Annotated in this window: 16 protein-coding genes and 1 tRNA gene; 13 read left to right on the forward strand and 4 right to left on the reverse strand. The window is 74.5% G+C overall.

Features of this window, described 5'->3' with window-relative positions:
- Window positions 1–282: 282 nt before the first annotated feature.
- From ACFQ8C_RS18975 to ACFQ8C_RS19020, 10 genes are all read left to right on the forward strand, one after another.
- Entirely contained in the window at window positions 283–2616 is a 2334-nt protein-coding gene (locus tag ACFQ8C_RS18975) for a sodium-translocating pyrophosphatase (RefSeq protein ID WP_383458641.1), read from the forward strand.
- A gap of 162 nt (window positions 2617–2778) precedes the next feature.
- Window positions 2779–3462, forward strand: coding sequence for a small secreted protein (locus ACFQ8C_RS18980; RefSeq protein WP_383458645.1), 684 nt, complete (start codon window positions 2779–2781; stop codon window positions 3460–3462).
- 113 nt (window positions 3463–3575) lie between these two features.
- Entirely contained in the window at window positions 3576–5138 is a 1563-nt protein-coding gene (locus ACFQ8C_RS18985; protein ID WP_383458648.1) for a methyltransferase, read from the forward strand.
- Between the two features lie 248 nt (window positions 5139–5386).
- Entirely contained in the window at window positions 5387–5584 is a 198-nt protein-coding gene (locus ACFQ8C_RS18990; RefSeq protein WP_383458651.1) for a hypothetical protein, read from the forward strand.
- Between the two features lie 238 nt (window positions 5585–5822).
- Window positions 5823–8663 (forward strand): type I DNA topoisomerase, encoded by a 2841-nt coding sequence (gene topA / locus ACFQ8C_RS18995; RefSeq protein ID WP_383458654.1) that lies wholly within the window; start codon window positions 5823–5825, stop codon window positions 8661–8663.
- A 135-nt stretch (window positions 8664–8798) separates the two neighbouring features.
- Window positions 8799–12047, forward strand: coding sequence for a dTMP kinase (gene tmk, locus ACFQ8C_RS19000; RefSeq protein ID WP_383458657.1), 3249 nt, complete (start codon window positions 8799–8801; stop codon window positions 12045–12047).
- Window positions 12048–12189: 142 nt separating this feature from the next.
- Window positions 12190–13392 (forward strand): DNA polymerase III subunit delta', encoded by a 1203-nt coding sequence (locus ACFQ8C_RS19005; RefSeq protein WP_383458660.1) that lies wholly within the window; start codon window positions 12190–12192, stop codon window positions 13390–13392.
- Window positions 13393–13494: 102 nt separating this feature from the next.
- Window positions 13495–15054, forward strand: a complete 1560-nt coding sequence (locus ACFQ8C_RS19010) for an alpha/beta hydrolase (protein WP_383458663.1) — start codon at window positions 13495–13497, stop codon at window positions 15052–15054.
- A gap of 95 nt (window positions 15055–15149) precedes the next feature.
- Window positions 15150–15223, forward strand: a tRNA-Thr gene (locus tag ACFQ8C_RS19015).
- Window positions 15224–15378: 155 nt separating this feature from the next.
- A complete protein-coding gene (locus ACFQ8C_RS19020; protein WP_383458721.1) occupies window positions 15379–16020 on the forward strand; it encodes a pyridoxamine 5'-phosphate oxidase family protein in 642 nt (213 codons plus the stop codon).
- Window positions 16021–16069: 49 nt separating this feature from the next.
- On the opposite strand, the gene ACFQ8C_RS19025 is transcribed toward ACFQ8C_RS19020, so the two are convergent.
- Both ACFQ8C_RS19025 and ACFQ8C_RS19030 read right to left on the reverse strand, forming a co-directional pair.
- Entirely contained in the window at window positions 16070–16840 is a 771-nt protein-coding gene (locus tag ACFQ8C_RS19025) for an RNA polymerase subunit sigma-70 (RefSeq protein WP_383458666.1), read from the reverse strand.
- Between the two features lies 1 nt (window position 16841).
- Window positions 16842–17225, reverse strand: coding sequence for a DUF6479 family protein (locus tag ACFQ8C_RS19030; protein ID WP_383458667.1), 384 nt, complete (start codon window positions 17223–17225; stop codon window positions 16842–16844).
- Between the two features lie 174 nt (window positions 17226–17399).
- On the opposite strand from ACFQ8C_RS19030, the gene ACFQ8C_RS19035 reads away from it, so the two are divergent.
- Together ACFQ8C_RS19035 and ACFQ8C_RS19040 are read left to right on the forward strand one after the other, a co-directional pair.
- Window positions 17400–17909, forward strand: coding sequence for a SigE family RNA polymerase sigma factor (locus ACFQ8C_RS19035; RefSeq protein ID WP_383458669.1), 510 nt, complete (start codon window positions 17400–17402; stop codon window positions 17907–17909).
- Window positions 17910–18121: 212 nt separating this feature from the next.
- Window positions 18122–19480, forward strand: a complete 1359-nt coding sequence (locus ACFQ8C_RS19040) for a hypothetical protein (RefSeq protein ID WP_383458672.1) — start codon at window positions 18122–18124, stop codon at window positions 19478–19480.
- Window positions 19481–19525: 45 nt separating this feature from the next.
- Here the strand turns inward: ACFQ8C_RS19040 and ACFQ8C_RS19045 are convergent, their stop codons facing one another.
- A complete protein-coding gene (locus ACFQ8C_RS19045; RefSeq protein WP_383458674.1) occupies window positions 19526–21229 on the reverse strand; it encodes a bifunctional 3'-5' exonuclease/DNA polymerase in 1704 nt (567 codons plus the stop codon).
- A gap of 228 nt (window positions 21230–21457) precedes the next feature.
- Window positions 21458–22702, reverse strand: coding sequence for a LuxR C-terminal-related transcriptional regulator (locus ACFQ8C_RS19050; RefSeq protein ID WP_383458677.1), 1245 nt, complete (start codon window positions 22700–22702; stop codon window positions 21458–21460).
- A gap of 152 nt (window positions 22703–22854) precedes the next feature.
- On the opposite strand from ACFQ8C_RS19050, the gene ACFQ8C_RS19055 reads away from it, so the two are divergent.
- Window positions 22855–23784, forward strand: a complete 930-nt coding sequence (locus ACFQ8C_RS19055; RefSeq protein WP_383458724.1) for an NADP-dependent oxidoreductase — start codon at window positions 22855–22857, stop codon at window positions 23782–23784.
- Window positions 23785–23901 lie beyond the last annotated feature (117 nt).

Genomic DNA, 23901 nt, shown 5'->3' on the forward strand with positions numbered 1-23901 from the left:
CACGATCCACGGCCGGGAGCTCCTCTTCGCCACGAAGAGACCAACGAGCAACCAAGCCGACAGTCACATGATCAACAGCTTCTGTTAGGACCTCTAAGCCCGTCTTCCGTACGCCCCGCCTCCCGTACGCCCCGTCTTCCGTAGGCCCTGCTTCCCGTTGCCGTACGCCGCGCCTGCCCTACGCGCTGTTTTCGTCCGCCTTCGAAGCAATCGATGGATTCCGCCGGGGTGCCGCCTCCGGAAGGCGGTTCGTCATGGTTCGGATCCCTATGATCCGTGCCCATGCACCCGGAACCGGAAATGGCCCAGGCCCCCGCCGTCCTCGCCGCGGCGGTGCTCACCAGCGGGAACCGGACGATCGTCGCCGTCATCGCCGGGGTCGCCCTCGCCGCGCTGTTCACCGCCCGGCTCTTCGGCCGGCAGGTCCTCAAGGCCGACGAGGGCACCCCGGCGATGCGGCGGATCGCCGCCGCCGTGCAGGAGGGCGCCAACGCCTATCTCGCCCGCCAGCTGCGCACCATCGCGCTGTTCGCCGTCATCGTCTTCCTCCTGCTCCTGGCGCTGCCCGCCGACTCGTGGTCGCAGCGGGCCGGCCGCTCGCTGTTCTTCCTGGTCGGGGCGTTGTTCTCGGCGCTCACCGGCTACGTCGGGATGCGGCTCGCCGTCCGGGCCAACGTCCGGGTCGCGGCCGCCGCCCGGGAGGCCGCGCCGGCCCCCGGCGAACCGGGCCGGGACCCCGTGGAGGCCGCCCACCGGGCCCTGCGGATCGCCTTCCGCACCGGCGGGGTGGTCGGCATGTGCACGGTCGGACTCGGGCTGCTCGGCGCCGCCTGCGTCGTCCTCGTCTACGCCGCCGACGCGCCCAAGGTCCTGGAGGGCTTCGGCCTCGGCGCCGCCCTCATCGCCATGTTCATGAGGGTCGGCGGAGGCATCTTCACCAAGGCCGCCGACGTCGGTGCCGACCTCGTCGGCAAGGTCGAGCAGGGCATCCCCGAGGACGACCCGCGCAACGCCGCCACCATCGCCGACAACGTGGGCGACAACGTCGGCGACTGCGCGGGCATGGCCGCCGACCTCTTCGAGTCGTACGCCGTCACCCTGGTCGCCGCCCTCATCCTCGGCAAGGCCGCCTTCGGCGACCACGGCCTGGTCTTCCCGCTGATCGTGCCCGCGATCGGCGTCCTCACCGCCGTGATCGGCGTCCTCGCCGTCGCGCCCCGGCGCTCCGACCGCGGCGGGATGCGCGCCGTCGACCGGGGCTTCTTCGTCTCCGCGGTCGTCTCCCTCGTGCTCGTCGCCGTCGCGGCCTTCGTCTATCTGCCGTCCTCCTACGCCGAGCTGGCCGGAGTCACCGAACCGGGTCTGAACGAGCACGACGGCGACCCGCGGGTCCTCGCCCTGGTCGCCGTCGCCATCGGGATCGTGCTCGCCGCGCTCATCCAGCGGCTCACCGGCTACTTCACGGAGACCGGCCGCCGGCCCGTCCAGGACATCGGGCGCTCCGCGCTCACCGGCCCCGCCACCGTGGTCCTCGCCGGCGTCGCCATCGGCCTGGAGTCCGCGGTGTACGCGGCGCTGCTCATCGCCCTCGCCGTCTACGGGGCCTTCCTGCTCGGCGGCGCCTCCGTGATGCTGGCGCTCTTCGCGGTCGCACTCGCCGGAACCGGGCTGCTCACCACGGTCGGCGTGATCGTCGCCATGGACACCTTCGGGCCGGTCGCCGACAACGCGCAGGGCATCGCGGAGATGTCCGGGGAGGTCAGGGGCGCCGGGGCGCAGGTCCTCACCGAGCTGGACGCCGTCGGCAACACCACCAAGGCGATCACCAAGGGCATCGCGATCGCGACCGCCGTCCTCGCCGCCGCCGCGCTCTTCGGTTCGTACCGGGACGCCATCGCCACCTCCGTCGCCGAGGTCGGCGCGAAGGCCGGGGAGCTGACACTCTCCATGGACATCTCCCAGCCCAACAACCTGGTCGGGCTGATCCTCGGCGCGGCCGTCGTGTTCCTCTTCTCCGGACTGGCCGTCAACGCGGTCTCCCGGTCGGCCGGTTCGGTGGTGTACGAGGTGCGGCGGCAGTTCCGCGAGCACCCCGGCATCATGGACGGCACCGAGACCCCCGAGTACGGGCGGGTCGTCGACATCTGCACCAAGGACGCGCTGCGCGAGCTCACCACGCCCGGGCTGCTCGCCGTCACCGCCCCCGTGGCGGTCGGCTTCGCGCTCGGCGTCGGCCCGCTCGGCGCGTACCTCGCGGGGGCGATCGGCACCGGCGCGCTGATGGCGGTCTTCCTCGCCAACTCCGGCGGCGCGTGGGACAACGCGAAGAAGCTGGTCGAGGACGGGAACCACGGCGGCAAGGGCAGCCCGGCACACGAGGCGACGGTGATCGGCGACACCGTCGGCGACCCGTTCAAGGACACCGCCGGGCCGGCGATCAACCCGCTCCTGAAGGTGATGAACCTGGTGGCGCTGCTGATCGCCCCCGCCGTGGTGCGCTTCGGCCACGGAGAGGACGCGAACCCCTGGGTGAGGGCCGGGATCGCCGTCCTGGCGCTGCTCGTGGTGACCCTCGCGGTCCGTGCCTCCAAGCGGCGTCCGGTGGCCGTCGCCTGACGTGGCGTCCGTCTCATTTCCCGGACGGGAGGACCGCCCGGAGGCCGGGCGCCGCTTGGGTCAAACGGATTCAACACGGGATGAATCCATCGTACGAAAGGTGGAAGTCACCCGCGCGGCGTGTATGTTCCGGGGCCGAGAGTCTTGGAAGGGACCGATCCGGTGAACAAGAAGCTTGCGGCAGCGCTGTCCGGCGGTGCGGTACTGGTGCTCGTGCTGTCCGGTTGCAGCGACGACGAGGGCGACAAGGTCAACGACTGGGCCAAGTCGTTCTGCGACCAGGCGAAGCCGCAGATCCAGAAGCGGGCCGACGCCCACCAGATCATCATCTCGACCGCGGCCGACAGCCGTCCGGCGGAGATCCAGGCCGCCGACTCCAAGGCGTTCAAGGACATCGCGGACGCCGACCGGGCGCTGGCCAAGGCCGTGGAGAGCGCCGGCGTCCCGCCGGTCGAGAACGGCGAGAAGGTCCAGAAGGACGTCATCGCGGAGCTCAACGCGACCGCCGTCGCCTACGACGGGCTGAAGAAGCAGGTCGACGCGCTCGACCCGACGAACCAGCAGAAGTTCGCCGAGGGCCTGAAGAACGTCGCCGACGGCCTCACCAAGATCGAGAAGATGGACCAGAACGCGCTGGCCAACCTGGAGGACGGCGAGCTGGGCCAGGCCATGGCCAAGCAGCCGGGCTGCCAGAAGCCGACCCCTGCGGTCCCGAAGACGCCGTCCGGCTCCGCCTCCCCGAAGGCGGGAGCCACGGTCGCGCCCACCACCTCCGCCTCGCCGAAGGCGAAGGCCCCCGCCTCTGCCTCGCCGAAGGCGAAGGCCTCGGCCTCCGCGGAGTCGTAGAACCCACGGAGTCGCAGCACCCGCGGAAGCCGTACGGGCCGCGGCCGGTTCCGGGCACTCCCCGGCCGGCCGTCGGGCTGTCGATGGCCGGGTTGCCGGTGGCGGCCGTCACAATGGAGCACGTGAGTACGACCAGCCTGACCACCAGCCTTCCGGTGCCCGCGCACGCCGCCCGACTGCGCGAGGCCCTGCTCGCCGCGGACTTCACCGCCGACGGTCTGCTCGACCTGCTCGGCGCCCCCGCCTACGCGGCGCTCGCCCGCAGCGAGACCGTGCCCGCCCTGCGCGCCACCCGCGGCGACTCCCCGCTGGAGACCCTCGTCCGGCTCTTCCTGCTCCAGGAGGCCGTCGAGTCCGCCCGCGCCGCCGCCGCCCTCCCGCTGGAGGAGGCCCTGGCCGACGGCTGGGTGGTGGCGGAGGACGGTGCCGTACGGGCGACCGTCGACGTGCGGCCGTACGGCGGCCCGGAGGGCGAGGACTGGTTCATCGTCTCCGACCTGGGCTGCGCCGTCGGGGGCGCCGGCGGGATCGGCAGCAAGGAGGAGGGGGTCGTCCTCGGCGTCGGCGGCGCCTCCACCACCCTCGCCGGCATCACCGTCCGCACCCCGGTCGCGGCCGCGCTCGACCTCGGCACCGGCTCCGGCATCCAGGCCCTGCACGCCTCCCGGCACTCCACCCTCGTCACCGCTACCGACCTCAACTCCCGGGCGCTGGACTTCACCCGGCTGACGCTCGCCCTCTCCGGGGCCCGCGAGGCCGAGCTCCTGGAGGGCTCGCTCTACGAGCCGGTGGACGGCGACACGTACGACCTGGTCGTCTCCAACCCGCCGTTCGTGATCTCCCCCGGTGCCGGACTCACCTACCGGGACGGCGGGATGAGCGGCGACGACCTGTGCCGGGCCCTCGTCCAGCAGGCCGGCGAGCGGCTGAACGACGGGGGGTACGCGCAGTTCCTCGCCAACTGGCAGCACGTCGACGGCGAGGAGTGGCAGGACCGGCTCCGCTCCTGGGTGCCGCGCGGCTGCGACGCCTGGATCGTCCAGCGCGAGGTGCAGGACATCACCCAGTACACCGAGCTGTGGCTGCGCGACAGCGGCGACCACCGGGGCGACCCCGAGGCCTACCGGGCGGCGTACGACCGCTGGCTGGACGCCTTCGAGGCGAGCGGGACCCGGTCCATCGGCTTCGGCTGGATCACGCTGCGGCGCGACCCGGCGGTGGCCGCCGGGAAGGCCGAGCCGTCGATCGTGATCGAGGAGTGGCCGCACCCCGTGGAGCAGCCGCTCGGCCCGACGGTCCGCGCCCACTTCGAGCGCCAGGACTACCTGCGCACCCACGACGACGCGGCCCTGCTCGCGGACAGCTTCACCCTCGCCCCCGAGGTCGTCCAGGAGCAGGTCGGGCTGCCCGGCGCCGAGGACCCCGAGCACGTCGTCCTCCGCCAGAACCGGGGCATGCGCCGCGCCACCCGGGTCGACCACGTGGGCGCCGGCTTCGCGGGTGTCTGCGACGGCTCCCTCAGCGCCGGCCGGATCCTCGACGCGATCGCCCAGCTCATGGGCGAGGACCCGGTGGTGCTGCGGGACCGCACCCCGCAGGCCATCCGCCTCCTGGTCGAGGAGGGCTTCCTCACGCCGGAGTCCCTCCTTCCGGAGGGGGAGCGCGCCGCGGAGTAGTCCCGGAGTGCTCCAGGATCCCTCCGGAAGAGCCCCGGAGTGCTCCAGGATCCCTCCGGAAGAGCCCGGAGGGATCCTGGAGTAGTGGGGCACTACCGGCCATCTTCGTGAAACCGGACGGCCCGGCCCGCGTCGTTCACCCGGAATTCGCGTCCTCGACGCCGGAAGCTGTCAGCCTCCTCCTCAGGACACTTCGGGGAGAGGAACACCCCGCGGGTACGGCGCCGGGACGGGAAGCGGGTACGGGCATGGAGAGCGGGCCGGCGATCTTCGCGGGAACGGCGTTCACGCTGTTCGGAGGCGCTCTGCTGCTGTGGACCACGGTCCGGGTCCGGCACGGCGAGCCCGTCGCGCTCGGCGTCGCGCCCCGCGCCGCCGCCGCCTTCGCGGGCCTCTCCGGGGCGGCCTTCCTCGCCCTCGGCGTCTGGTGCTTCGGCCGCCTCTGAGCCGCCGCGAGCGACACCGGCTGAGACGCGCTCCACACCCGGTCGCCCCGCCGGTCCGGCAGTCCGGGCGGCAGGAAGGGCAGGAGTCGGGTTACCGTTCGAGTGGCCGTTGCGGGCTTTCCCTGTTTGACACGGGGGCGGGTTGTACCGTCACACTCCGCAGCGACGCCAGCGTCACCGTGCGTGTCGCTGACGTGCGTGCCAGCGCAGACCGCGTCGACCGGAGAGAAGAGCGAAGTTGTCCCCGACCAGCGAGACCGCACACGGCGGCCGCCGACTCGTCATCGTCGAGTCGCCTGCCAAGGCGAAGACGATCAAGGGCTACCTCGGCCCCGGCTACGTCGTCGAGGCGAGCGTCGGGCACATCCGCGACCTCCCCAGCGGTGCCGCGGAGGTGCCCGAGAAGTACACCGGCGAGGTGCGCCGCCTCGGCGTCGACGTCGAGCACGACTTCCAGCCCATCTACGTCGTGAACGCGGACAAGAAGGCGCAGGTCAAGAAGCTCAAGGACCTGCTGGCCGAGTCCGACGAGCTCTTCCTCGCCACCGATGAGGACCGCGAGGGCGAGGCCATCGCGTGGCACCTGCAGGAAGTCCTCAAGCCGAAGGTCCCCGTCCACCGGATGGTCTTCCACGAGATCACCAAGGACGCGATCCAGGCCGCCGTCGCCAACCCGCGCGAGCTGAACAAGCGGATGGTCGACGCCCAGGAGACCCGCCGCATCCTCGACCGGCTCTACGGCTACGAGGTCTCCCCGGTCCTGTGGAAGAAGGTCATGCGCGGCCTCTCCGCCGGCCGCGTGCAGTCCGTCGCCACCCGGCTGGTCGTCGAGCGAGAGCGCGAGCGCATCGCCTTCCGCTCCGCCGAGTACTGGGACCTCACCGGCACCTTCTCCACCGGCCGCGCCGGCGACCCCTCCGACCCCTCCTCCCTCACCGCCCGCCTGGCCGCGGTCGACGGCAAGCGCGTCGCGCAGGGCCGTGACTTCGGTGCCGACGGCCGGCTGAAGAGCGAGGCCGTGCTCCACCTGGACGAGGAGAAGGCCCACGCGCTCGCGGCCTCCCTCGCCGACACCCGCTTCACCGTCCGCTCGGTCGAGTCGAAGCCGTACCGCCGCTCCCCGTACGCGCCCTTCCGCACCACCACCCTCCAGCAGGAGGCCAGCCGCAAGCTCGGCTTCGGCGCGAAGGCGACCATGCAGGTGGCGCAGAAGCTGTACGAGAACGGCTTCATCACCTACATGCGTACGGACTCCACCGTGCTCTCCGACACCGCCGTGGCCGCCGCGCGCGCCCAGGTGACGCAGCTGTACGGCGCCGACTACCTGCCGGAGAAGCCGCGCGTCTACGCCGGCAAGGTCAAGAACGCGCAGGAGGCGCACGAGGCGATCCGTCCCTCGGGCGATCGTTTCCGCACGCCGGCCGAGACCGGCCTCAGCGGCGACCAGTTCCGCCTCTACGAGCTCATCTGGAAGCGGACCGTCGCCTCTCAGATGAAGGACGCCACCGGCAACTCGGTCACCGTGAAGATCGGCGGCACCTCCGCCGACGGCCGTGACGCCGAGTTCTCGGCCTCCGGCAAGACCATCACCTTCCACGGCTTCATGAAGGCCTACGTGGAGGGCGCCGACGATCCGAACGCGGAGCTCGACGACCGCGAGCGGCGCCTCCCGCAGGTCGCCGAGGGCGACGCGCTCGCCGCCGAGGAGATCACCGCCGACGGCCACGCCACCAAGCCGCCCGCCCGCTACACCGAGGCCACCCTGGTCAAGGAGCTGGAAGAGCGCGAGATCGGCCGCCCGTCGACGTACGCCTCGATCATCGGCACCATCCTCGACCGCGGCTACGTCTTCAAGAAGGGCACGGCCCTCGTGCCGTCCTTCCTCTCCTTCGCCGTGGTCAACCTCCTGGAGAAGCACTTCGGCCGGCTCGTCGACTACGACTTCACCGCCAGGATGGAGGACGACCTCGACCGCATCGCCCGCGGCGAGGCCCAGTCCGTGCCGTGGCTGAAGCGCTTCTACTTCGGCGAGGGCGAAGGGGCCGCGACGGGCGGCGCCGCCGACGCCGGCAACGGCGACGGCGACCACCTCGGCGGCCTCAAGGAGCTCGTCACCGACCTCGGCGCCATCGACGCCCGCGAGATCTCCTCCTTCCCCGTCGGCGACGGCATCGTGCTCCGCGTCGGCCGCTACGGCGCCTACGTCGAGCGCGGCGAGCGGGAGCAGGAGGGCTACCAGAAGGCCGACGTCCCCGAGGACCTCGCGCCCGACGAGCTCACCGTCGCGTACGCGGAGGAGCTGCTCGCCAAGCCGAGCGGCGACTTCGAGCTGGGCACCGACCCGGTCAGCGGCCACCAGATCGTCGCCAAGGCCGGCCGGTACGGCCCGTACGTCACCGAGATCCTGCCCGAGGACACCCCGAAGACCGGCAAGAACGCGGTCAAGCCGCGCACCGCCTCCCTCTTCAAGGACATGGCCCTCGACACGGTCACCCTGGAGCAGGCCCTCCAGCTGATGTCGCTGCCGCGCGTGGTCGGCGCCGACGCCGAGGGCGTCGAGATCACCGCGCAGAACGGCCGGTACGGCCCGTACCTGAAGAAGGGCACCGACTCGCGGTCGCTGACCAGCGAGGACCAGCTCTTCAGCATCACGCTGGAGGAGGCGCTGGCGATCTACGCCCAGCCCAAGCAGCGTGGCCGGGCCGCCGCCAAGCCGCCGCTGAAGGAGCTCGGCACCGACCCCGTCAGCGAGAAGCCCGTGGTCGTCAAGGACGGCCGCTTCGGCCCGTACGTGACCGACGGCGAGACCAACGCGACCCTGCGCACCGGCGACAGCGTCGAGACGATCACGCCCGAGCGCGGCTACGAGCTCCTCGCCGAGAAGCGCGCCAAGACCCCGGCGAAGAAGACCGCCAAGAAGGCCCCGGCGAAGAAGGCCCCGGCGAAGAAGGCCACCGCCACGAAGACGGCGGCGAAGAAGACCACCACGGCCAAGAAGACCGCCGCGAAGAAGACGACGACGGCCGCGAAGAAGACCACCGCCGCCGCGAAGAAGACCGCGGCGGCCAAGCCGGAGTAGACCGCGGCGGCCGAGCCGGAGCGGTCCGGACGGTCGGCGGGGTCGTGAGGAAGGGCGGGAGCCGAGGCTCCCGCCCTTCCTACGTTTGTTCGGCTGTGGACCCGGTGAGCCAGGCCGTCCGGATAGGGTGGACGGATGACGCGAGCAGAGCAGCCAGAGCTTCTGGGCGACTCCGAAGCCGCACCCGCCCCCGGCGCCGCCCCCGTCTTCGACGCGGCCCTCGTCGCGGATTCCCGGGAGCGGGCCGTGAAGGCCCTCGTACGCCACCAGCCGCTGCGCCGGCTGTGGAGCGCACAGGTCGTCGGCGGGGTAGGCGACGCCCTCGGCCTCCTCGTCCTCGTCCTGCTCGGCCTCCAGGCCGCGCTGACCGAGGGCGCGTTCGGCGGGGGGTACCGGGGCGCGGCCCTCGCCGTGGCCGCCGTCGTCGGCGCCCGGCTGCTCGCCACCGTCCTCCTCGGCGCCGTGCTGCTCGGCCCGCTCACCACCCTGACCGCGCCCGGCGCCGCCCTCGACCGGCGGTGGACCATGATCGGCGCCGACGGGCTGCGGATCGCGCTCCTCGTCGTCGCGCCCCTGTGGATCGACTGGACCCCCGGCAACGCCCTGTGGTTCCTGCTCGGCACCGTCTTCCTGACCGGTGCCGCCGAGCGCCTCTGGACCGTCTGCCGCGACGGCGCCGCCCCCGCGCTGCTGCCCGCCGCGCCCGTCGAGGGCGACGCCGTCCGGCCGCTCCCCGACCACCTCGGCGCGCTGCGCACGCTCACCCAGCGCACCGCCTTCCTCGCCGTCCCGGCCGCCGCCGCCGTCCTGCTCGCCGCCACCCTGATCGGCAACCTGCTCGGCTCCGGCATCGAGTGGTTCTCGCTCCACCAGGCCGCCCTCGGCTCCTACGTCGCCGCCGGCCTCTTCGCCGCCTCCGTCAGCGTCCTCGCCGCGATCACCCTGCCCGGCGGGCAGACCCCGCGCCCGCGCTCGCCGCTGGAGGGGCTGCGCCGCCCCGCCGGCAAGGGCACGGGAGCCGACAAGGGCCGCACCGGAGCCGTACCGCTGCTCGTCCTGGCCTGCGCCACCGTCGCCGGAGCCGTCGCCGCGGCCGCCTCGCTCGCCGCGCTGCACGCCTTCGACCTCGGCGGCGGGCCCGTCACCTACGCGCTGCTCGTCCTCGCGCTCAGCGGCTCCACCGCCGTCGGCATCCGCACCGCCCGCTCCGTGCTTCCGGTGCTCTCCCGGCGCCGGCTGCTCGCCCTCGCCGTCGCCGTCACCGGCGTCGCCCTGATCGCGGTCGGCCTCGTGCCCGACACCGCGACCGTGCTGCTCCTCGCCGCCCTCGCCGGATACGCGGCGGGCGTCGCCGCCAACACCGGCCACGTCCTGATCGACCAGGAGACCGAGGAGCCGCGGCGGGAGCGCACCACAGCGCACCTCCAGGCGACCGCGCGCGTCGGCATCGCCCTCGGCGCGCTCGCCGCGCCGCTGCTCGCCGCGGCGATCGGCCCGCACCGGCTCGTCTCCGACTCCGGCACGTTCGTCTTCGACCACGGCGGCGCCGCCTTCACCCTCGCCCTCGTCGGCGCCCTGCTGCTGCCCGTCGCCGCGCTCGTCCTCGCCAAGACCGACGACCGCGCCGGCGTGCCGCTCCGCCGCGACCTGCGGGACGCGCTGCGCGGCGCCGACCCCGCCCAGGCCCCGGCCGCCACCGGCTTCTTCATCGCCCTGGAGGGCGGCGACGGCGCCGGCAAGTCCACCCAGGTCCAGGCGCTCGCCGACTGGATCCGCGCCAAGGGCCACGAGGTCGTCGTCACCCGCGAGCCCGGCGCCACCCCCATCGGCAAGCGGCTCCGCTCGATCCTGCTCGACGTCTCCTCGGCCGGGCTCTCCCACCGCGCCGAGGCGCTGCTGTACGCCGCGGACCGCGCCGAGCACGTCGACTCGCTGGTCCGGCCCGCCCTGGAGCGGGGCGCCATCGTCATCAGCGACCGCTACATCGACTCGTCCGTCGCCTACCAGGGCGCCGGCCGCGACCTCTCCCCGACCGAGATCGCCCGCATCTCCCGCTGGGCGACCGGCGGTCTCGTACCGAACCTGACGGTCCTCCTCGACGTCTCGCCGGAGACCGCCCGGGAGCGGTTCACGGAGGCGCCGGACCGGCTGGAGTCGGAGCCGCCCGAGTTCCACGCGCGCGTGCGGGCCGGTTTCCTCGCCCTCGCCGCCGCCGACTCGAGCCGCTACCTCGTCGTCGACGCCGGTCAGGAGCCCGAGGCCGTCACCACCGTCGTACGCCACCGGCTCGACCGGATGCTGCCCCTCTCCGAGGCCGAGGTGAAGGCCGCCGAGGAGGCCCGCCGCAAGGCCGAGGAGGAGGCGCGGCGCAAGGCCGAGGAAGAGGCCGCCCGCAAGGCCGAGGAGGAGCGCCTGGAGCGCGAGCGCCAGGAACAGCTCGCCAGGCTGCGGGCCGAGGAGGAGGAGCGCAAGCGCCGCGAGGAGGAGGAGGCGCGCCGCCTGGAGGCCGAGCGGCAGGCGGAGGAGGCCCGGCGGAAGGCCGAGGAGGCCCGGATCGCGGCCGAGGAGGAGGCCCGCCGGATCGCGGCCGAGGAGAAGGCCCGCCGCGAGGAGGAGGAACGCCTCCGCAAGCAGGCCGAGGAGGAGGCCAGGCTCCGCGCCGAGGCCGAGGCGCTCCGCCAGGAGAAGCAGCGCAAGGCGGAGGAGGCCCTGCTCCGCGCGGAGGAGGCCCGTCGCCTCGCGGCAGCGGCCGCGGCGGCGAAGGCCGCCGAGGAGGCGGCGGCGAGGGCCGCCGCCGAGGCCGCCGCGGCGGCGCGGAAGGCCGCCGCCGAGCGCGCGGCCGCCGAGCGGGCCGCCGCCGAGCGGGCCGCCGCCGAGGAGTCGGCCAATGAGATCACGGTCCAGACGCCGGTCGTGAAGCTCGACAAGGACTCCGGCACGACCTCCGGGGGCGGCTCCGGTACGGCTCCGGCGGCGGGCGGCGCGTCCGCCGTCTCGCCGAACGAGGTCACCGTGCCGACGCCGGTCGTCCGCCCGGAGGACCCGCGCCGCCCCGAGGCCGAGACGGCGGTCCTGCCGCAGGTCCGCGACCGCGCGGCCGACGAGACCGCCGTGCTCCCGCCCGTACGGGACGAGCGGCGGACGGACCCGGCGGACCGGGTGCCGCGCGAGTTCTTCCGGGACGAGCGGGACGCCCGGGAGCAGCGGGACGCGCGGGGCGCCGGCGGCGCGGGGGCGAACGACGTCACCCGCGAGCTGCCGCAGCTCGACGAGAAGGGTCGGCCGCGCCGCCGCTCGGACTGGGCCGAGGAGACCCCGCTCGACGACCTGCCGACCCTCGCCGACGAGCTGTTCGGCGGCTACGAGGACGAGTCGGACGACTAGCCGGTTTCCGGCCGGGGCCGGGGCGTGGGGTCGGGGTCGATCCGCCGCCCGGCCCCGGGCCCGCCCGGGGCGGGCCGCGCGCAGGACCGGGTTGTCAGTCGGCTGCCCCACAATGGAGGGCGTACCTTCAGGAGGGGCAGACATGGCCGTATGGGACGACCTGGTCGGACAGGAGCGGGTCGAGGAGCAGCTCGCCGCCGCCGCGCGGGACGCCGACGCGCTGGTCACCGCCCACGCCGCCGGCGAGCCCGACCCCGAGGCGTCGAAGATGACGCACGCCTGGCTCTTCACCGGCCCGCCCGGCGCGGGCCGGGTCGACGCCGCCCGGGCGTTCGCGGCCGCCCTCCAGTGCGTGAGCCCGGACCGGGCGCTCGGCGGGGCGCCGGGCTGCGGCTTCTGCACCGGGTGCCACACCACGCTGATCGGCACGCACGCCGACGTGACGACGGTCTCCGCCGTCGGCACCGAGATCCTCGTCAAGGACATGCGCGACACGGTCCGCAAGTCCTTCACCTCCCCGGCCAACGGCCGGTGGCAGGTCATCCTCGTCACCGACGCCGAGCGGCTCAACGAGAAGTCGGCCAACGCCGTCCTGAAGGCCGTCGAGGAGCCCGCCCCCCGCACCGTCTGGCTGCTCTGCGCGCCCTCCGTCGAGGACGTGCTGCCGACGATCCGGTCCCGCTGCCGCCACCTCACCCTGCGCACCCCGCCGGTCGAGGCCGTCGCCGACGTGCTGATCCGGCGCGACGGCATCGAGCCGGAGACCGCCCACGCCGCGGCCCGGGCCACCCAGGGGCACGTCGACCGGGCCCGACGGCTCGCCACGGACGAGCGGGCCAGAGCGCGCCGCGCCGTCGTCCTCAAGATGCCGCTGCGGGTGGCGGACATCGGCGGCTGCCTCAGAGCCGCCCAGGAGCTGGTGGACGCGGCGGCGGAGGACGCGAAGCAGGTCGCCGAGGAGGTCGACACCAAGGAGACCGAGGAGCTGAAGGCGGCGCTCGGGGCCGTCCAGGGCGGGCGGATGCCGCGCGGCACCGCCGGGATGATGAAGGAGCTGGAGGAGAAGCAGAAGCGCCGCGGCCGGCGCACCCAGCTCGACAGCCTGGACCTCGCCCTCACCGACCTGACCGGCTTCTACCGGGACGTGCTGACGCTCCAGCTGGGCACCCGCTCGGCGTTGGCCAACGAGGACGTGCGGGACGCGGTGGAGCGGATCGCCCGCGACACCACCCCGGAGCGGACCCTGCGCCGGGTGGAGGCCGTCCTCGCCTGCCGCCGCGCCCTGGAGCGGAACGTGGCGCCGCTGCTCGCGGTGGAGGCGATGACGATGGCGCTGCGCGACTGAGTGCCGGGGGCGGCGGGGGTGCCGGGGAGTGCCGCGGGGGCGGGTGACACCCGCCGCACACGATTGGACACGTTCCGTACTCGTCCCGATACGCTCCGGGACATGGACTCCAGGCGTCTCCTCCGCATCTCCGCCACGGCGCTGGCCGCGGCCGGACTGATCCTCTCCGGCTGTACGGGCGGGAGCGGCGCGGCCGCCCCCGAGGGCCCGGGGTCCGGACCGGCGCGGCAGGTCGCCTCGCCCTCGCCCTCGCCCGAGGCGCTGAGGAAGTACTACGGCCAGAAGCTGTCCTGGCGGGACTGCGGCGTCCCCGACTTCCAGTGCGCGACGCTGCGGGCCCCGCTGGACTACGCGAAGCCCGACGGGCCCGAGGTGCGGCTCGCCGTCTCCCGGGTGCGGGCGAGCGGGCCCGGGGAGCGGATCGGCTCGCTGCTGGTGAATCCGGGCGGGCCGGGCGGCTCGGCCGTCGACTACCTCCAGGGATACGCGGGGATCGGCTATCCCGAGCCGGTGCGGGCCCGCTACGACATGGTGGCCGTCGACCCGCGCGGCGTCGGCCGCAGCGAGCCGGTCGACTGCCTGACGGGCCCGGAGATGGACGCGTACACCCAGGTCGACCAGACGCCGGACGACCAGGCGGAGGTCGACGCGCTGGCCGCCTCGTTCCAGCGGTTCGCGGCCGGGTGCGAGAAGCGCACCGGCGCGGTCCTGCCGCACGTCTCCACCGTGGAGACGGCCCGTGACATGGACATCCTGCGGGCGGTGCTGGGCGACGCGAAGCTGCACTACGTCGGCGCCTCGTACGGCACCTTCCTCGGCGCGACCTACGCCGAGCTGTTCCCCGGGCGGGTGGGCCGGCTCGTCCTCGACGGCGCGATGGACCCGTCCCTCTCGGCGCTCGACCTCAACCGGGACCAGACGGCCGGCTTCGAGACCGCGTTCCGCGCCTTCGCCGCCGACTGCGTCACCCTGCCCGACTGCCCCCTCGGCACCGGGTCGGCGGCGGCGGCCGGGGAGGCCCTGAGGAAGTTCTTCCGCGACGTCGACACCACGCCCGTGCCCACCGGCGAGAGCCGCGAGCTCGGCGAGTCCCTGGCGACCACCGGCGTCATCGCGGCCATGTACGACGAGGGCGCCTGGCCGCAGCTGCGGGAGGCCCTGACCCGGGCGATCGGCGGCGAGGGCTCGGCGCTGCTCGCGCTCGCCGACAGCTACTACGAGCGGGAGCCGGACGGCTCGTACGCGAACCTCATGTTCGCCAACGCCGCCGTGAACTGCCTCGACCTGCCTCCCGCCTACCGGGACCCGGCCGGTGCGCGGCGGGCCGCCCCCTCCTTCGACCAGGCCTCCCCGGTCTTCGGCACGGGTCTCGCCTGGGCGGCCCTGAACTGCACCTACTGGCCGTCCCGGGCCACCGGCCGTCCCCACCGCATCACCGCCGACGGCGCCGCCCCCATCCTCGTCGTCGGCACCACCCGCGACCCGGCCACCCCCTACAAGTGGGCCGAGTCCCTCGCCGACCAGCTCTCCTCCGGCACCCTCCTCACCTACGAGGGCGACGGCCACACCGCCTACGGCCGCGGCAGCGCCTGCGTCGACACCGCCATCAACGCCTACCTCCTCGAAGGCACCCCGCCCGCCCCCGCCAAGCGCTGCTCCTGACCCCCGCCCCCACCCCCTCCGCCCCTGGTCAAAGCACCCCCGGAAACTGTGTAGACTTGGCGACGCTGCTGCACCACCATGGTGCTGCGCAACGCGCCGCCTTAGCTCAGTTGGCCAGAGCAACGCACTCGTAATGCGTAGGTCTCGGGTTCGAATCCCGAAGGCGGCTCACGTGGAACCCCAGGTCGGATCTCATCCGACCTGGGGTTTCGTGGTTCCGGGGACGCGGCGCCGCAGCCGAGCGCGAGCGGCCCGTGTCGGGAGTTGGGGGGAAGCGTGGGCGAGGGAGAGATCGCGGCGACCGAGCGGACTCGGTTGCGGCGGATGCGGGAGAAGGGGTCGCACCGGCGGGAGGACCTGGACGCCGTCCTGGCGGCCGGGTGGCTCTGTCACCTCGGGGTGACCGTGGACGGCGTGCCGATGGTGGTGCCCACGGCCTACGGGGTCGACGGCGAGCGGCTGTACGTGCACGGGTCGGTGGCCAGCCGGAGTCTGGTGCGGGCCCCGGGGAGCACGGTGTGCGTGACCGTGACGCACGTGGACGGGCTGGTGCTGGCGCGGTCGGTGTTCGAGCACGGGGTGAACTACCGGTGCGCGATGATCTACGGCGTTCCCGAGGTGGTGACCGACCCGGAGGAGAAGCTGCGGGGGCTGCGGGCGCTGACCGAGCAGAGCAGCCCGGGGCAGTGGGAGTACGTGCGGCAGCCCAGCCGGAAGGAGCTGGCGGCCACCTCGCTGCTCGCGCTCGATCTCGCCGAGGCGTCGGTGAAGACGCGGAGCGGACCGCCGGACGACGGCGACTCCGAGGACGCCGGGCTGGGGCTGTGGGCGGGGGTGCTGCCGGTCGTGACCACCTTCGGGACGCCGGTGCCCGATCCCGCGCTGCCGGTCGGGCTGGCCGGGGCCGTACCGGGGCACATCGCCGAGCGGGCCGGGCGGAGGGTCGACGGGTCGGCCGCCGACTAGGCGGTGGCGGCGGGTGGTGTCGGCCGCCGGGCAGGTGGGCGGCCGACGGTCAGGTGGTGATCGCCAGGCGGGAGACGTGGGGCGGGTCCGCCAGGACGTCCACCGAGGTGATCGGGCCGGCCGGGGCCGTGAAGACGTAGACCGCGTCGGGGGCGGCGACCAGGGCCGGGGCGCCGTCCACCAGGATCGGGCGGGCCACCGCCGCGCGGGCCGCGAGGACGCGGGCGACGGCCGGGGCGCCGTGGGCGGGGCGGACCCCGCCGCGTACGGCTCCCGAGTCGGCGCGCAGGACGGCGTCGGGGTCGAGGAGGGCGCGCAGGGCCGCCGTGTCGCCTTCCCTGGCGGCGGCGAGGACCGCGTCGACGGCGGCGCGGAGGCGCACCGGGTCGGCGGCGGGCATCTCCTCGGTGCCCCGGACCCGGGCCCTGGCACGGGCGCCGATCTGGCGGACGGCCGCCGGGGCGCGTTCCAGGACGATGGCGAGGGTCTCGTACGGGACGCCGAAGAGGTCGTGGAGGACGAGGACGAGACGCTCCGCCGGGGTCGGTCCGAGGGTGTCCGGCGTGTCCGCCCAGGGGTCCCAGGGGTCGGTGCGGCGCGCTTCGCGGGCCCGGAGCCTGCCGAGGCAGACCCGGGCCAGGACGGCCTCCGGGGGTGGGCCCGGGTCGGGCACGGGGCCGGGGCCCCGGCGTGCTCCGGGGCCGGGGCCGTACGAGGCGAGGACGCGCTCCGTGGTCCGTACCGCCCGGTCCGCCTCGTGGGCGGAGCCGAGCAGGCCGAGGGCCATCGCCCGGAGCCGGTCCCGTGTGGTGGTGTGCACGTCAGTCGCCGTGTCCGGTGCCTCCGCTGCCGAAGCCGCCGCTGGAGATCCCGCCCCACTTGCGCTTCTCCTCGGTCGGCGGCGTCGGCGAGGTCTCGGTGCCGCCGCCGTCCTTGAGCTGGTACGGCATGAGCCGGTGCTCGCCGTCGGTGTGCGGCATCTCGGTCCCCCGGCGGTACTCGGACATCTCGCCGGGGATCGCCCCGGTGTCCGGGCGGTGCGGTTGTTCGTCGGGCTGCGGTGGCCGGGACTCGCGGGTGCGGACCCGGTAACCGAGCCAGAAGGCCGCGATGAGGATGGCGACGAGAACGAGGCCGCCGAGTACTTGACCCAGACCTGACTGCCAGACCCCAGCGGCCAGGATCTCCGCGCTGAGAGTGTTCATACCAACAGGATTACCCGATTCCGCTTCTTCGGATGCGTTTCGGGGCGAGTTCGATGAAACATTTCTCCGCCTCCGCCGCGTCGAAGGGGTGTACGGCACGACAGCGAGCGCGGCGGTCGCGCAGGGCGACCCCCGGTGACCGCTCGCGACCGACCGCCAAGGGAGAGGAGGGGCATGAGAACGTCCCGCGCGGACGAGTTCCTGGAGTTCGCCTCGGCGCGCACGGGCCAGCTGTTTCGCTCGGCCTGCCTGCTGACCAGCGGGGACGTCCACCTCGCCGAGGACCTCACGCAGGAGACGCTGGGGAAGATGTACGCACTCTGGGGGAGGGTGTCCCGGATCGGCAACCCCGCCGCGTACGCCCAGACCGTGCTCGTCCGCACGTTCCTCAGCCACCAGCGGCGACGCTCCGCGACCGAGCGCCCGCTGGGTGAACTGCCCGACCACACCCCGGACGACGGCAGCGACCCGTTGCTGCGGATCGCCCTCCTCGACGCGCTCGCCGCACTGCCCCCGAAGGACCGGGCGGTCGTGGTGCTGCGCTACTGGGAGGACCGCAGCGTCGAGGAGACCGCCGACGTCCTGCACACCAGCTCGGCGGCCGTCCGCACCCGCTCCACGCGGGCGCTCGGCAAGCTGCGGCGTCGACTCGGCGGCAGCATCGCCGAGTTCGCCACCCACTGAGCCCCGGCGGCCACCGGGCGGACGACCACCGTGCCGACGGGTCGGCGGGTCGGCCGCCGTGCCGACGGTCACCCGGTCACCGCGCCGCCGCCGGGTCGAGGTGCCGGCGTAACGGCGTCCCGGCGTAACGGCGTCCCGGCGTCCTGACCGGCTCGTCCAGGCAACCTCCTTTCCCCTTCCCGTACTTCCGAAGCAGAGAGGGCTACCTCGTCATGCCCCAGCACGAACACCACGACTCCGAGGCGGAGTTCCTCGGCGAACTCGGCTCCGCCCTGCGCACCACCGGCGAGAGCTTCCCCGTCGACAGCCGGCCCGGGCTGGTCTCCGGCGGTCTCGCCCGAGGCCGCCGCCGGCTGCTGCGCCGCAGGCTCGCCGTCACCGGCGGCGCCCTCGCGCTCGCCGCCATCGGCGTCGGCGGCGTGTACGCCGGCACCGTCGTCACCCCCGAGGGCCCGGCCGGCAAGGCGTCCGTGGCGGCGGCGCCCGAGCGCGGCGGGACGCCGGGGGAGACCGCGAAGCCGACCGGGGGGACCGCGCAGGCGGACGGGGAGACCGCGAAGCCGGACGCCGGGACGCTGAAGCCCGGCGAGGCCGAGATCCCGCTCTCCCGGATCGCGGACGTCCTCAAGGCCCACACCCCCGCCGGACAGTGGCGGTTCGACGATCTCGACGGCACCGGCCAGGGCGTCGGCGGGTACTTCGACGACGGCAAGGGGGAAGCCGCCGTCGGCGTCTTCCTCTCCCGGGCCGGCCGCGCCCCCGACGCCGGCGTCGACATGGTGACCTGCCCCGAGAGGGCCTACGTCCGCTTCGACGACTGCGACACGGGACGGCTCGGCGACGGCTCCCGGTGGATGGTCTTCCAGGGGTACGAGTACTCCGACGGGCGCGAGGAGACCAAGAACTGGCGGGCCGTGCTGCTCACCAAGGACGGCTTCCTCGTCGACGCCAGCGAGTACAACGCCCCCGCCGAGAAGGGCGCCGCGATCAGCCGCGAGACCCCGCCCTTCACCGCCGCCCAGCTCAAGGCGCTCGTCACCACCGAGGCGTGGCGGCCCCTCCTGGAGCAGATCCCGCAGCTGCCCACCGCGCCCGCCCGGCCGGGCAAGCCCGGCGTGGTCCGCAAGGCGCCGCCGCAGATCGTCGGCAACGGCGTCCCCGCCACCCTGGGCGCCCTGCTGCCCAAGGGGCTGAAGGTCGTCGACAAGGGCGGGGAGGGCGACTTCGCCTTCGTCGTCGTCGACGACGGCAAGGGCAAGAGCCTCGTCCAGGTCAACGTCCAGTACGGCATGGACGACGTCGCCGACCAGCTCTACGGCTCCGGCGACGTCACCACCCTCCCCGACGGCCGCAGGGTCAAGCTGACCCGGCAGCCCGGCGAGAAGGGCGGCGAGGGCGTCGTCTGGTGGACCGCCGACACGATGACGAAGGACGGCTTCCGGGTCGTCGTCTCCGCCTTCAACACCGGCGCGCAGCACGAGGCGGCCACCCGGGCCGAGCCCGCGCTCACCCTGGAGCAGCTGAAGACGATCGCCCTCGACCCGAAGTGGGCGAAGCTGCCCGCGAAGTAGGGGCGACGACGGGGTTCCCACGAGGGAACGAGCGGTGCCCGGGCGCTACTTGGCGTCCGCGTACCGCTCCACCGTCGCCGTCGTGAACGGGAAGCGGACCGGGGTGGTCCCGAACGCGATCCGGCCCGCCTCGTCGCCCGCCGCCCGGATCGCCTCCGCCACCGCGGGGGCCTCCTCCCGCGGGCAGTGCACGATCACCTCGTCGTGCTGGAAGAAGACCAGCTCGGCCCGCATGCCGGCGGCGGAGAGCGTGCGGCGCAGGGCCGCCAGCATCAGCAGGGCCCAGTCGGCGGCGCTGCCCTGGACGACGAAGTTACGGGTGAACCGGCCGCGGGCCCGCGCGTTGCCGGAGGCGTACCCGGGGGTGAAGCCGTCCTCGGAGGCGGACTGCTCGGGGCCCTCCTGGGGGAGGCCCGCCTCGCCGTCGTCGCCCGCGCCGGCCGCCCTCGGACTGGTGCGGCCCAGCCAGGTGCGGACGAGCCGCCCCTCCTCGCCGGCCTTCGCCGCCTCGTCGACATAGGCCACCGCGCGGGGGAAGCGGCGGCGCAGCGCCGCCAGGTTCTTCAGGCCGTCACCGCTGGTCTGGCCGTAGACCGCGCCCAGCAGGGCGATCTTGGCGTGGTCCCGGTCGCCGGAGAACGCCCGGTCGGACAGCCGGGTGTAGAGGTCGTCCGGGTGGCCGGCGACCTCCATCAGGCCCGGGTCGCGGGAGATCGCGGCGAGCACCCGCGGCTCCATCTGGTCGGCGTCCGCGACCACGAGCCGCCAGCCCTCGTCGGCGACGACCGCCCGCCGGATCACCTTCGGGATCTGGAGCGCCCCGCCGCCGTTGGTCGTCCAGCGGCCGCTGACCGTGCCGCCCGGCAGGTACTCCGGCCGGAACCGGCCGTCGCGCACCCAGTCCGCCAGCCAGGACCAGCCGTGCGCGGTCCAGATCCGGTACAGCTTCTTGTAGGCGATCAGCGGCTTCACCGCCGGATGGTCGATCTCCTCCAGCTCCCAGCGGCGGGTGGACCGCAGCCGGATGCCGGCCCCGGCGAAGGCCTTCACCACGTCCGCCGGCAGGTCGGGTCTGACCCGGCGGCCGAAGGCGGCCGACACCTCGTCCGCCAGCTCCGCGAGGCGGCGCGGCTCGCCCCCGCCCGCGTACCGCTCGCCCAGCAGCTCGTGCAGCAGGTCCCGGTGCACGTCGGCCCGCCACGGCAGCCCGGCCCGGTGCATCTCGGCGGCGACCAGCATCCCGGCCGACTCGGCGGCGGTGAGCAGCCGCATCCTGCCCGGGTGCTCGGCCCGGTCGTGCCGGCGCTGCTGCTCCGCGTAGACCGCGAGGAGGCCGTCGAAGGGGACGGAGGCGACCGGCCTCGGCTCGAAGAGGGAGTCCTGGGAACCGGGCTCGGCCATGCGCTGCGGCGGGTCGGGCGGCACCGGCGCGTTCCGCAGCCGGGCCCACGCGGCGGCGGCCGAGCGGGGCTCGCCGAGACGGCCCTCGTGGCCGAGGAGCAGCTGCTCGGCGTCCTCGACGTCGTAGCACCGCTCGACGCGGACGCCGGCGGCGAGCAGCCGCGGGTACACCTCGGCCGTCGACCGCCACACCCAGCGCGTCACCTCGGGCCGGGCCCGCACGGCCGCGACCAGGTCGGCCTCGCGACGCACCTCCCCGGCGGGCGCGCCGTCCGGCCGGAGGGGGACGAGGACGACGCCCTCACCCTGCCCTTCCGGCTCCGGGGCCAGCGCCCACCTCTCGCTCATGGGTGCGAGTCTGGCATCCGCCACTGACAGGGGAGGGCCACGACATCCGGCGGGGACGCGCCGTTCCGGGCGGGGGTCCCGGGGCGGGGTCTTGGGGCGGGGTCTGGGGGTGCTGCCTTGGGCCGCCCACCCGGGACACTCACTTGGGCCGCCCACCTGGGACACCCGCCCGAGGCACTCACCCGGGACGCCCGCCCGGGACGTCCACCCGAGGCACCCACTCGGGGACTACGCCGCCGCGTGGAAGAGGGCCGCCGCCTCGCCGCGGGAGGCGACGCCGAGCTTGCCGAGGATGTTCGCCACGTGGAACTTCACCGTGGACTCGCTGATGTGCAGCTCCCCGGCGATGTGGCGGTTGCGGTGGCCGAGGGCCAGGTGGCGCAGGACCTCGATCTCCCGCTCGCCCAGGGTCGTCAGCGGATGCGCCGCCCCGGCCGGGGCGTCCGGCGTGGCCAGCGGCAGGACCGCTGTCATGGTGGTGCCCCAGCCGGGTACGGTCTCCAGCTCGATCCGGCCGCCGAGGACGTCCAGCCGGTCCCGCACCGTGCCCGCGCCGACGTCGCAGGCGGCGAGGACGCCGGGGCCGTCGTCGCGGACGGTGGCCAGCAGTTCGTGCCCGGTGAGCCGCCAGCCGACGTGCACCCGGCTCACGCCCTCCTGCTCCAGGACGATCGGCAGCAGCGCCCGGACGATCGCGCGGGCGCTGTGCGCGAGGTCGGCGGGGAGCGAGGGGCCGCTGTCCGGCGGGCCGAGTTCGAGCCGTACCGCGTGGTGCCGGAAGACCGTCCGCAGTTCGTCGGCGAGCCGGCCGAAGGCGGCGCGCGCGGACTCCTCCGCGACCGCGCGGTCCTGCTGCCGGGCGGACCGGATCTCCAGGAGCGCGGTGGCGGCGAGGTCGGTGGCGGCCGCCCGGGCCGTCGCGTCGTCCAGGGTCCGGCTGCGGAGCACCGACAGGACGCCGGAGACGGCCGCCGCGTGGGAGGTGGTCAGCTCGGCGATGACACGCGCGCGCGTGTCGGCGGCGGTGCGGGAACGGGCCAGCGCCCCCGGCATGGCCTCGACCGCGAACCGGTCGAGATGGCTGGTCACCAGGTCCCACAGGGCCTGCGCCAGGGCGAGTTCGCCGGGTCCCACGGGCGCGGAGCCGTCCTCGCGGAGCAGGACCAGGAGCGAGTGGCGGGCGGTGGCGCCGCTCGTCACCGCGAGCACCGTGCGCGTGCGTCCCCCGAGCGGGGCCGTCCCCTGCCAGGGCTCCCCGGGCACCCCCGCGGCGAGCAGCGGCGCGAGGTCGGCGGCGGTGAACCCGTCGGCCTCCCCGGTCCTCTTGAACGGCGAGTGCGCGCAGTGCGTGGAGAGTTCGGCCGCTCCGACGTGCGGAACGAACGGGGCGAGCGTGGCGGAGAGCTGCGCGAGGAGCCGGTCGAGCGGCATGCGGAGGATCTCGTACGCGGTGGTCAGCGTGAGCGCGTCCATGACGGCCAGCCTAGTCAGCGGGCGGACGGGGGCGGCTGGTCTTTCGGACAGGCGGGACTGGCCGGAGGGAGGGCGGGGAACCGGTGTCGCCGGGCGGAGTCTTGGTCACGTCGAGAAGCGAACGCGCTGATACGGAGGACGACATGGCGACGATGGAAGCGATCGTGTTCGAGGAGTTCGGCGGCCCCGAGGTGCTGCGGTACGAGACCGGCGCGGAGGTGCCGGAACCGGGCCCCGGCGAGGTGCGGCTGCGGGTGGCCGCGGCGGGCGTCAACCCGGTGGACTGGAAGACGCGCAGGGGCCTGATGGAGGCGATCTACCCGACGACCTTCCCCGCCGTGCCGGGGATCGAGGTGGCCGGCACGGTCGACGCGATCGGCGAGGGCGTCACCGGACTCGCCGTCGGCGACGAGGTGTTCGGCTGGGCGAAGTCCGGCGGGTACGCCCGGTACGCCCTCGCCACCGACGTCCTGCCGAAGCCGGCCGGCCTGTCCTGGGAGGCGGCGGTGGGTCTGCCGGTCGCCGGCGAGACCGCGGCCCGGGTCCTGGAGCAGATCGGGGTACGGGAGGGCGAGACGCTGTTCCTGCACGGCGCGGCCGGCATCGTCGGCACCATAGCCGTCCAGCTGGCGGTCGCCGCCGGCGTCACGGTCGTCGGCTCGGCCTCCGTCTCCAACCACGCCTACCTGCGCGGACTCGGGGCGATCCCGGTCGAGTACGGCGACGGGCTCGCCGACCGGGTGCGGGCCGCCGCGCCGCGGGGCGTCGACGCGGTCTTCGACGCGGCGGGGCACGGGGTGCTGCCGGTCGCCATCGGGCTGCTCGGCGGGGAGGGCGTGGCGCCCAAGGAGCGGATCGCGACGATCGCCGCGACGGACGCGGCCGAGCACGGCATCGCGTTCAGCGTTCCGGGTCCGGACTTCGACCGGGTGCGTGCCTGGCTGACCGCACAGGCGGAGGGCGTCCTCGCGGGCACGCTGCGCCTGCGGCACGCGGACACGCTGCCGCTGAAGGAGGCGGCGCGGGCGCAGGAGCTCAGCGAGACGGGTCACGTCCGGGGAAAGCTGGTGCTGGTGCCGTAGGGCGTTCCGGCGCGGGCCGCCGCGGAGGCACCTGCCGTGCGAGCCCCGTGCGGTGCTGCCGTCGGCTCGGGGGCCGTCAGGGGCGGGGGCCGTCAGGGGGGGCCGGTGCCCGGGTCG

The organism is Streptomyces sp. NPDC056503, assembly GCF_042794995.1.
Taxonomy (GTDB): Bacteria; Actinomycetota; Actinomycetes; order Streptomycetales; family Streptomycetaceae; genus Streptomyces.

Excerpts from the sequence above, each read along its gene's own strand:
- ACFQ8C_RS18975 (WP_383458641.1), top strand. The coding sequence starts at position 283 with ATGCACCCGGAACCGGAAATGGCCCAGGCCCCCGCCGTCCTCGCCGCG.
- ACFQ8C_RS18985 (WP_383458648.1), top strand. The coding sequence starts at position 3,576 with ATGGAGCACGTGAGTACGACCAGCCTGACCACCAGCCTTCCGGTGCCC.
- ACFQ8C_RS18990 (WP_383458651.1), top strand. The coding sequence starts at position 5,387 with ATGGAGAGCGGGCCGGCGATCTTCGCGGGAACGGCGTTCACGCTGTTC.
- tmk (WP_383458657.1), top strand. The coding sequence starts at position 8,799 with ATGACGCGAGCAGAGCAGCCAGAGCTTCTGGGCGACTCCGAAGCCGCA.
- ACFQ8C_RS19005 (WP_383458660.1), top strand. The coding sequence starts at position 12,190 with ATGGCCGTATGGGACGACCTGGTCGGACAGGAGCGGGTCGAGGAGCAG.
- ACFQ8C_RS19010 (WP_383458663.1), top strand. The coding sequence starts at position 13,495 with ATGGACTCCAGGCGTCTCCTCCGCATCTCCGCCACGGCGCTGGCCGCG.
- ACFQ8C_RS19020 (WP_383458721.1), top strand. The coding sequence starts at position 15,379 with ATGCGGGAGAAGGGGTCGCACCGGCGGGAGGACCTGGACGCCGTCCTG.
- ACFQ8C_RS19030 (WP_383458667.1), bottom strand. The coding sequence starts at position 17,225 with ATGAACACTCTCAGCGCGGAGATCCTGGCCGCTGGGGTCTGGCAGTCA.
- ACFQ8C_RS19035 (WP_383458669.1), top strand. The coding sequence starts at position 17,400 with ATGAGAACGTCCCGCGCGGACGAGTTCCTGGAGTTCGCCTCGGCGCGC.
- ACFQ8C_RS19040 (WP_383458672.1), top strand. The coding sequence starts at position 18,122 with ATGCCCCAGCACGAACACCACGACTCCGAGGCGGAGTTCCTCGGCGAA.
- ACFQ8C_RS19045 (WP_383458674.1), bottom strand. The coding sequence starts at position 21,229 with ATGAGCGAGAGGTGGGCGCTGGCCCCGGAGCCGGAAGGGCAGGGTGAG.
- ACFQ8C_RS19050 (WP_383458677.1), bottom strand. The coding sequence starts at position 22,702 with ATGGACGCGCTCACGCTGACCACCGCGTACGAGATCCTCCGCATGCCG.
- ACFQ8C_RS19055 (WP_383458724.1), top strand. The coding sequence starts at position 22,855 with ATGGAAGCGATCGTGTTCGAGGAGTTCGGCGGCCCCGAGGTGCTGCGG.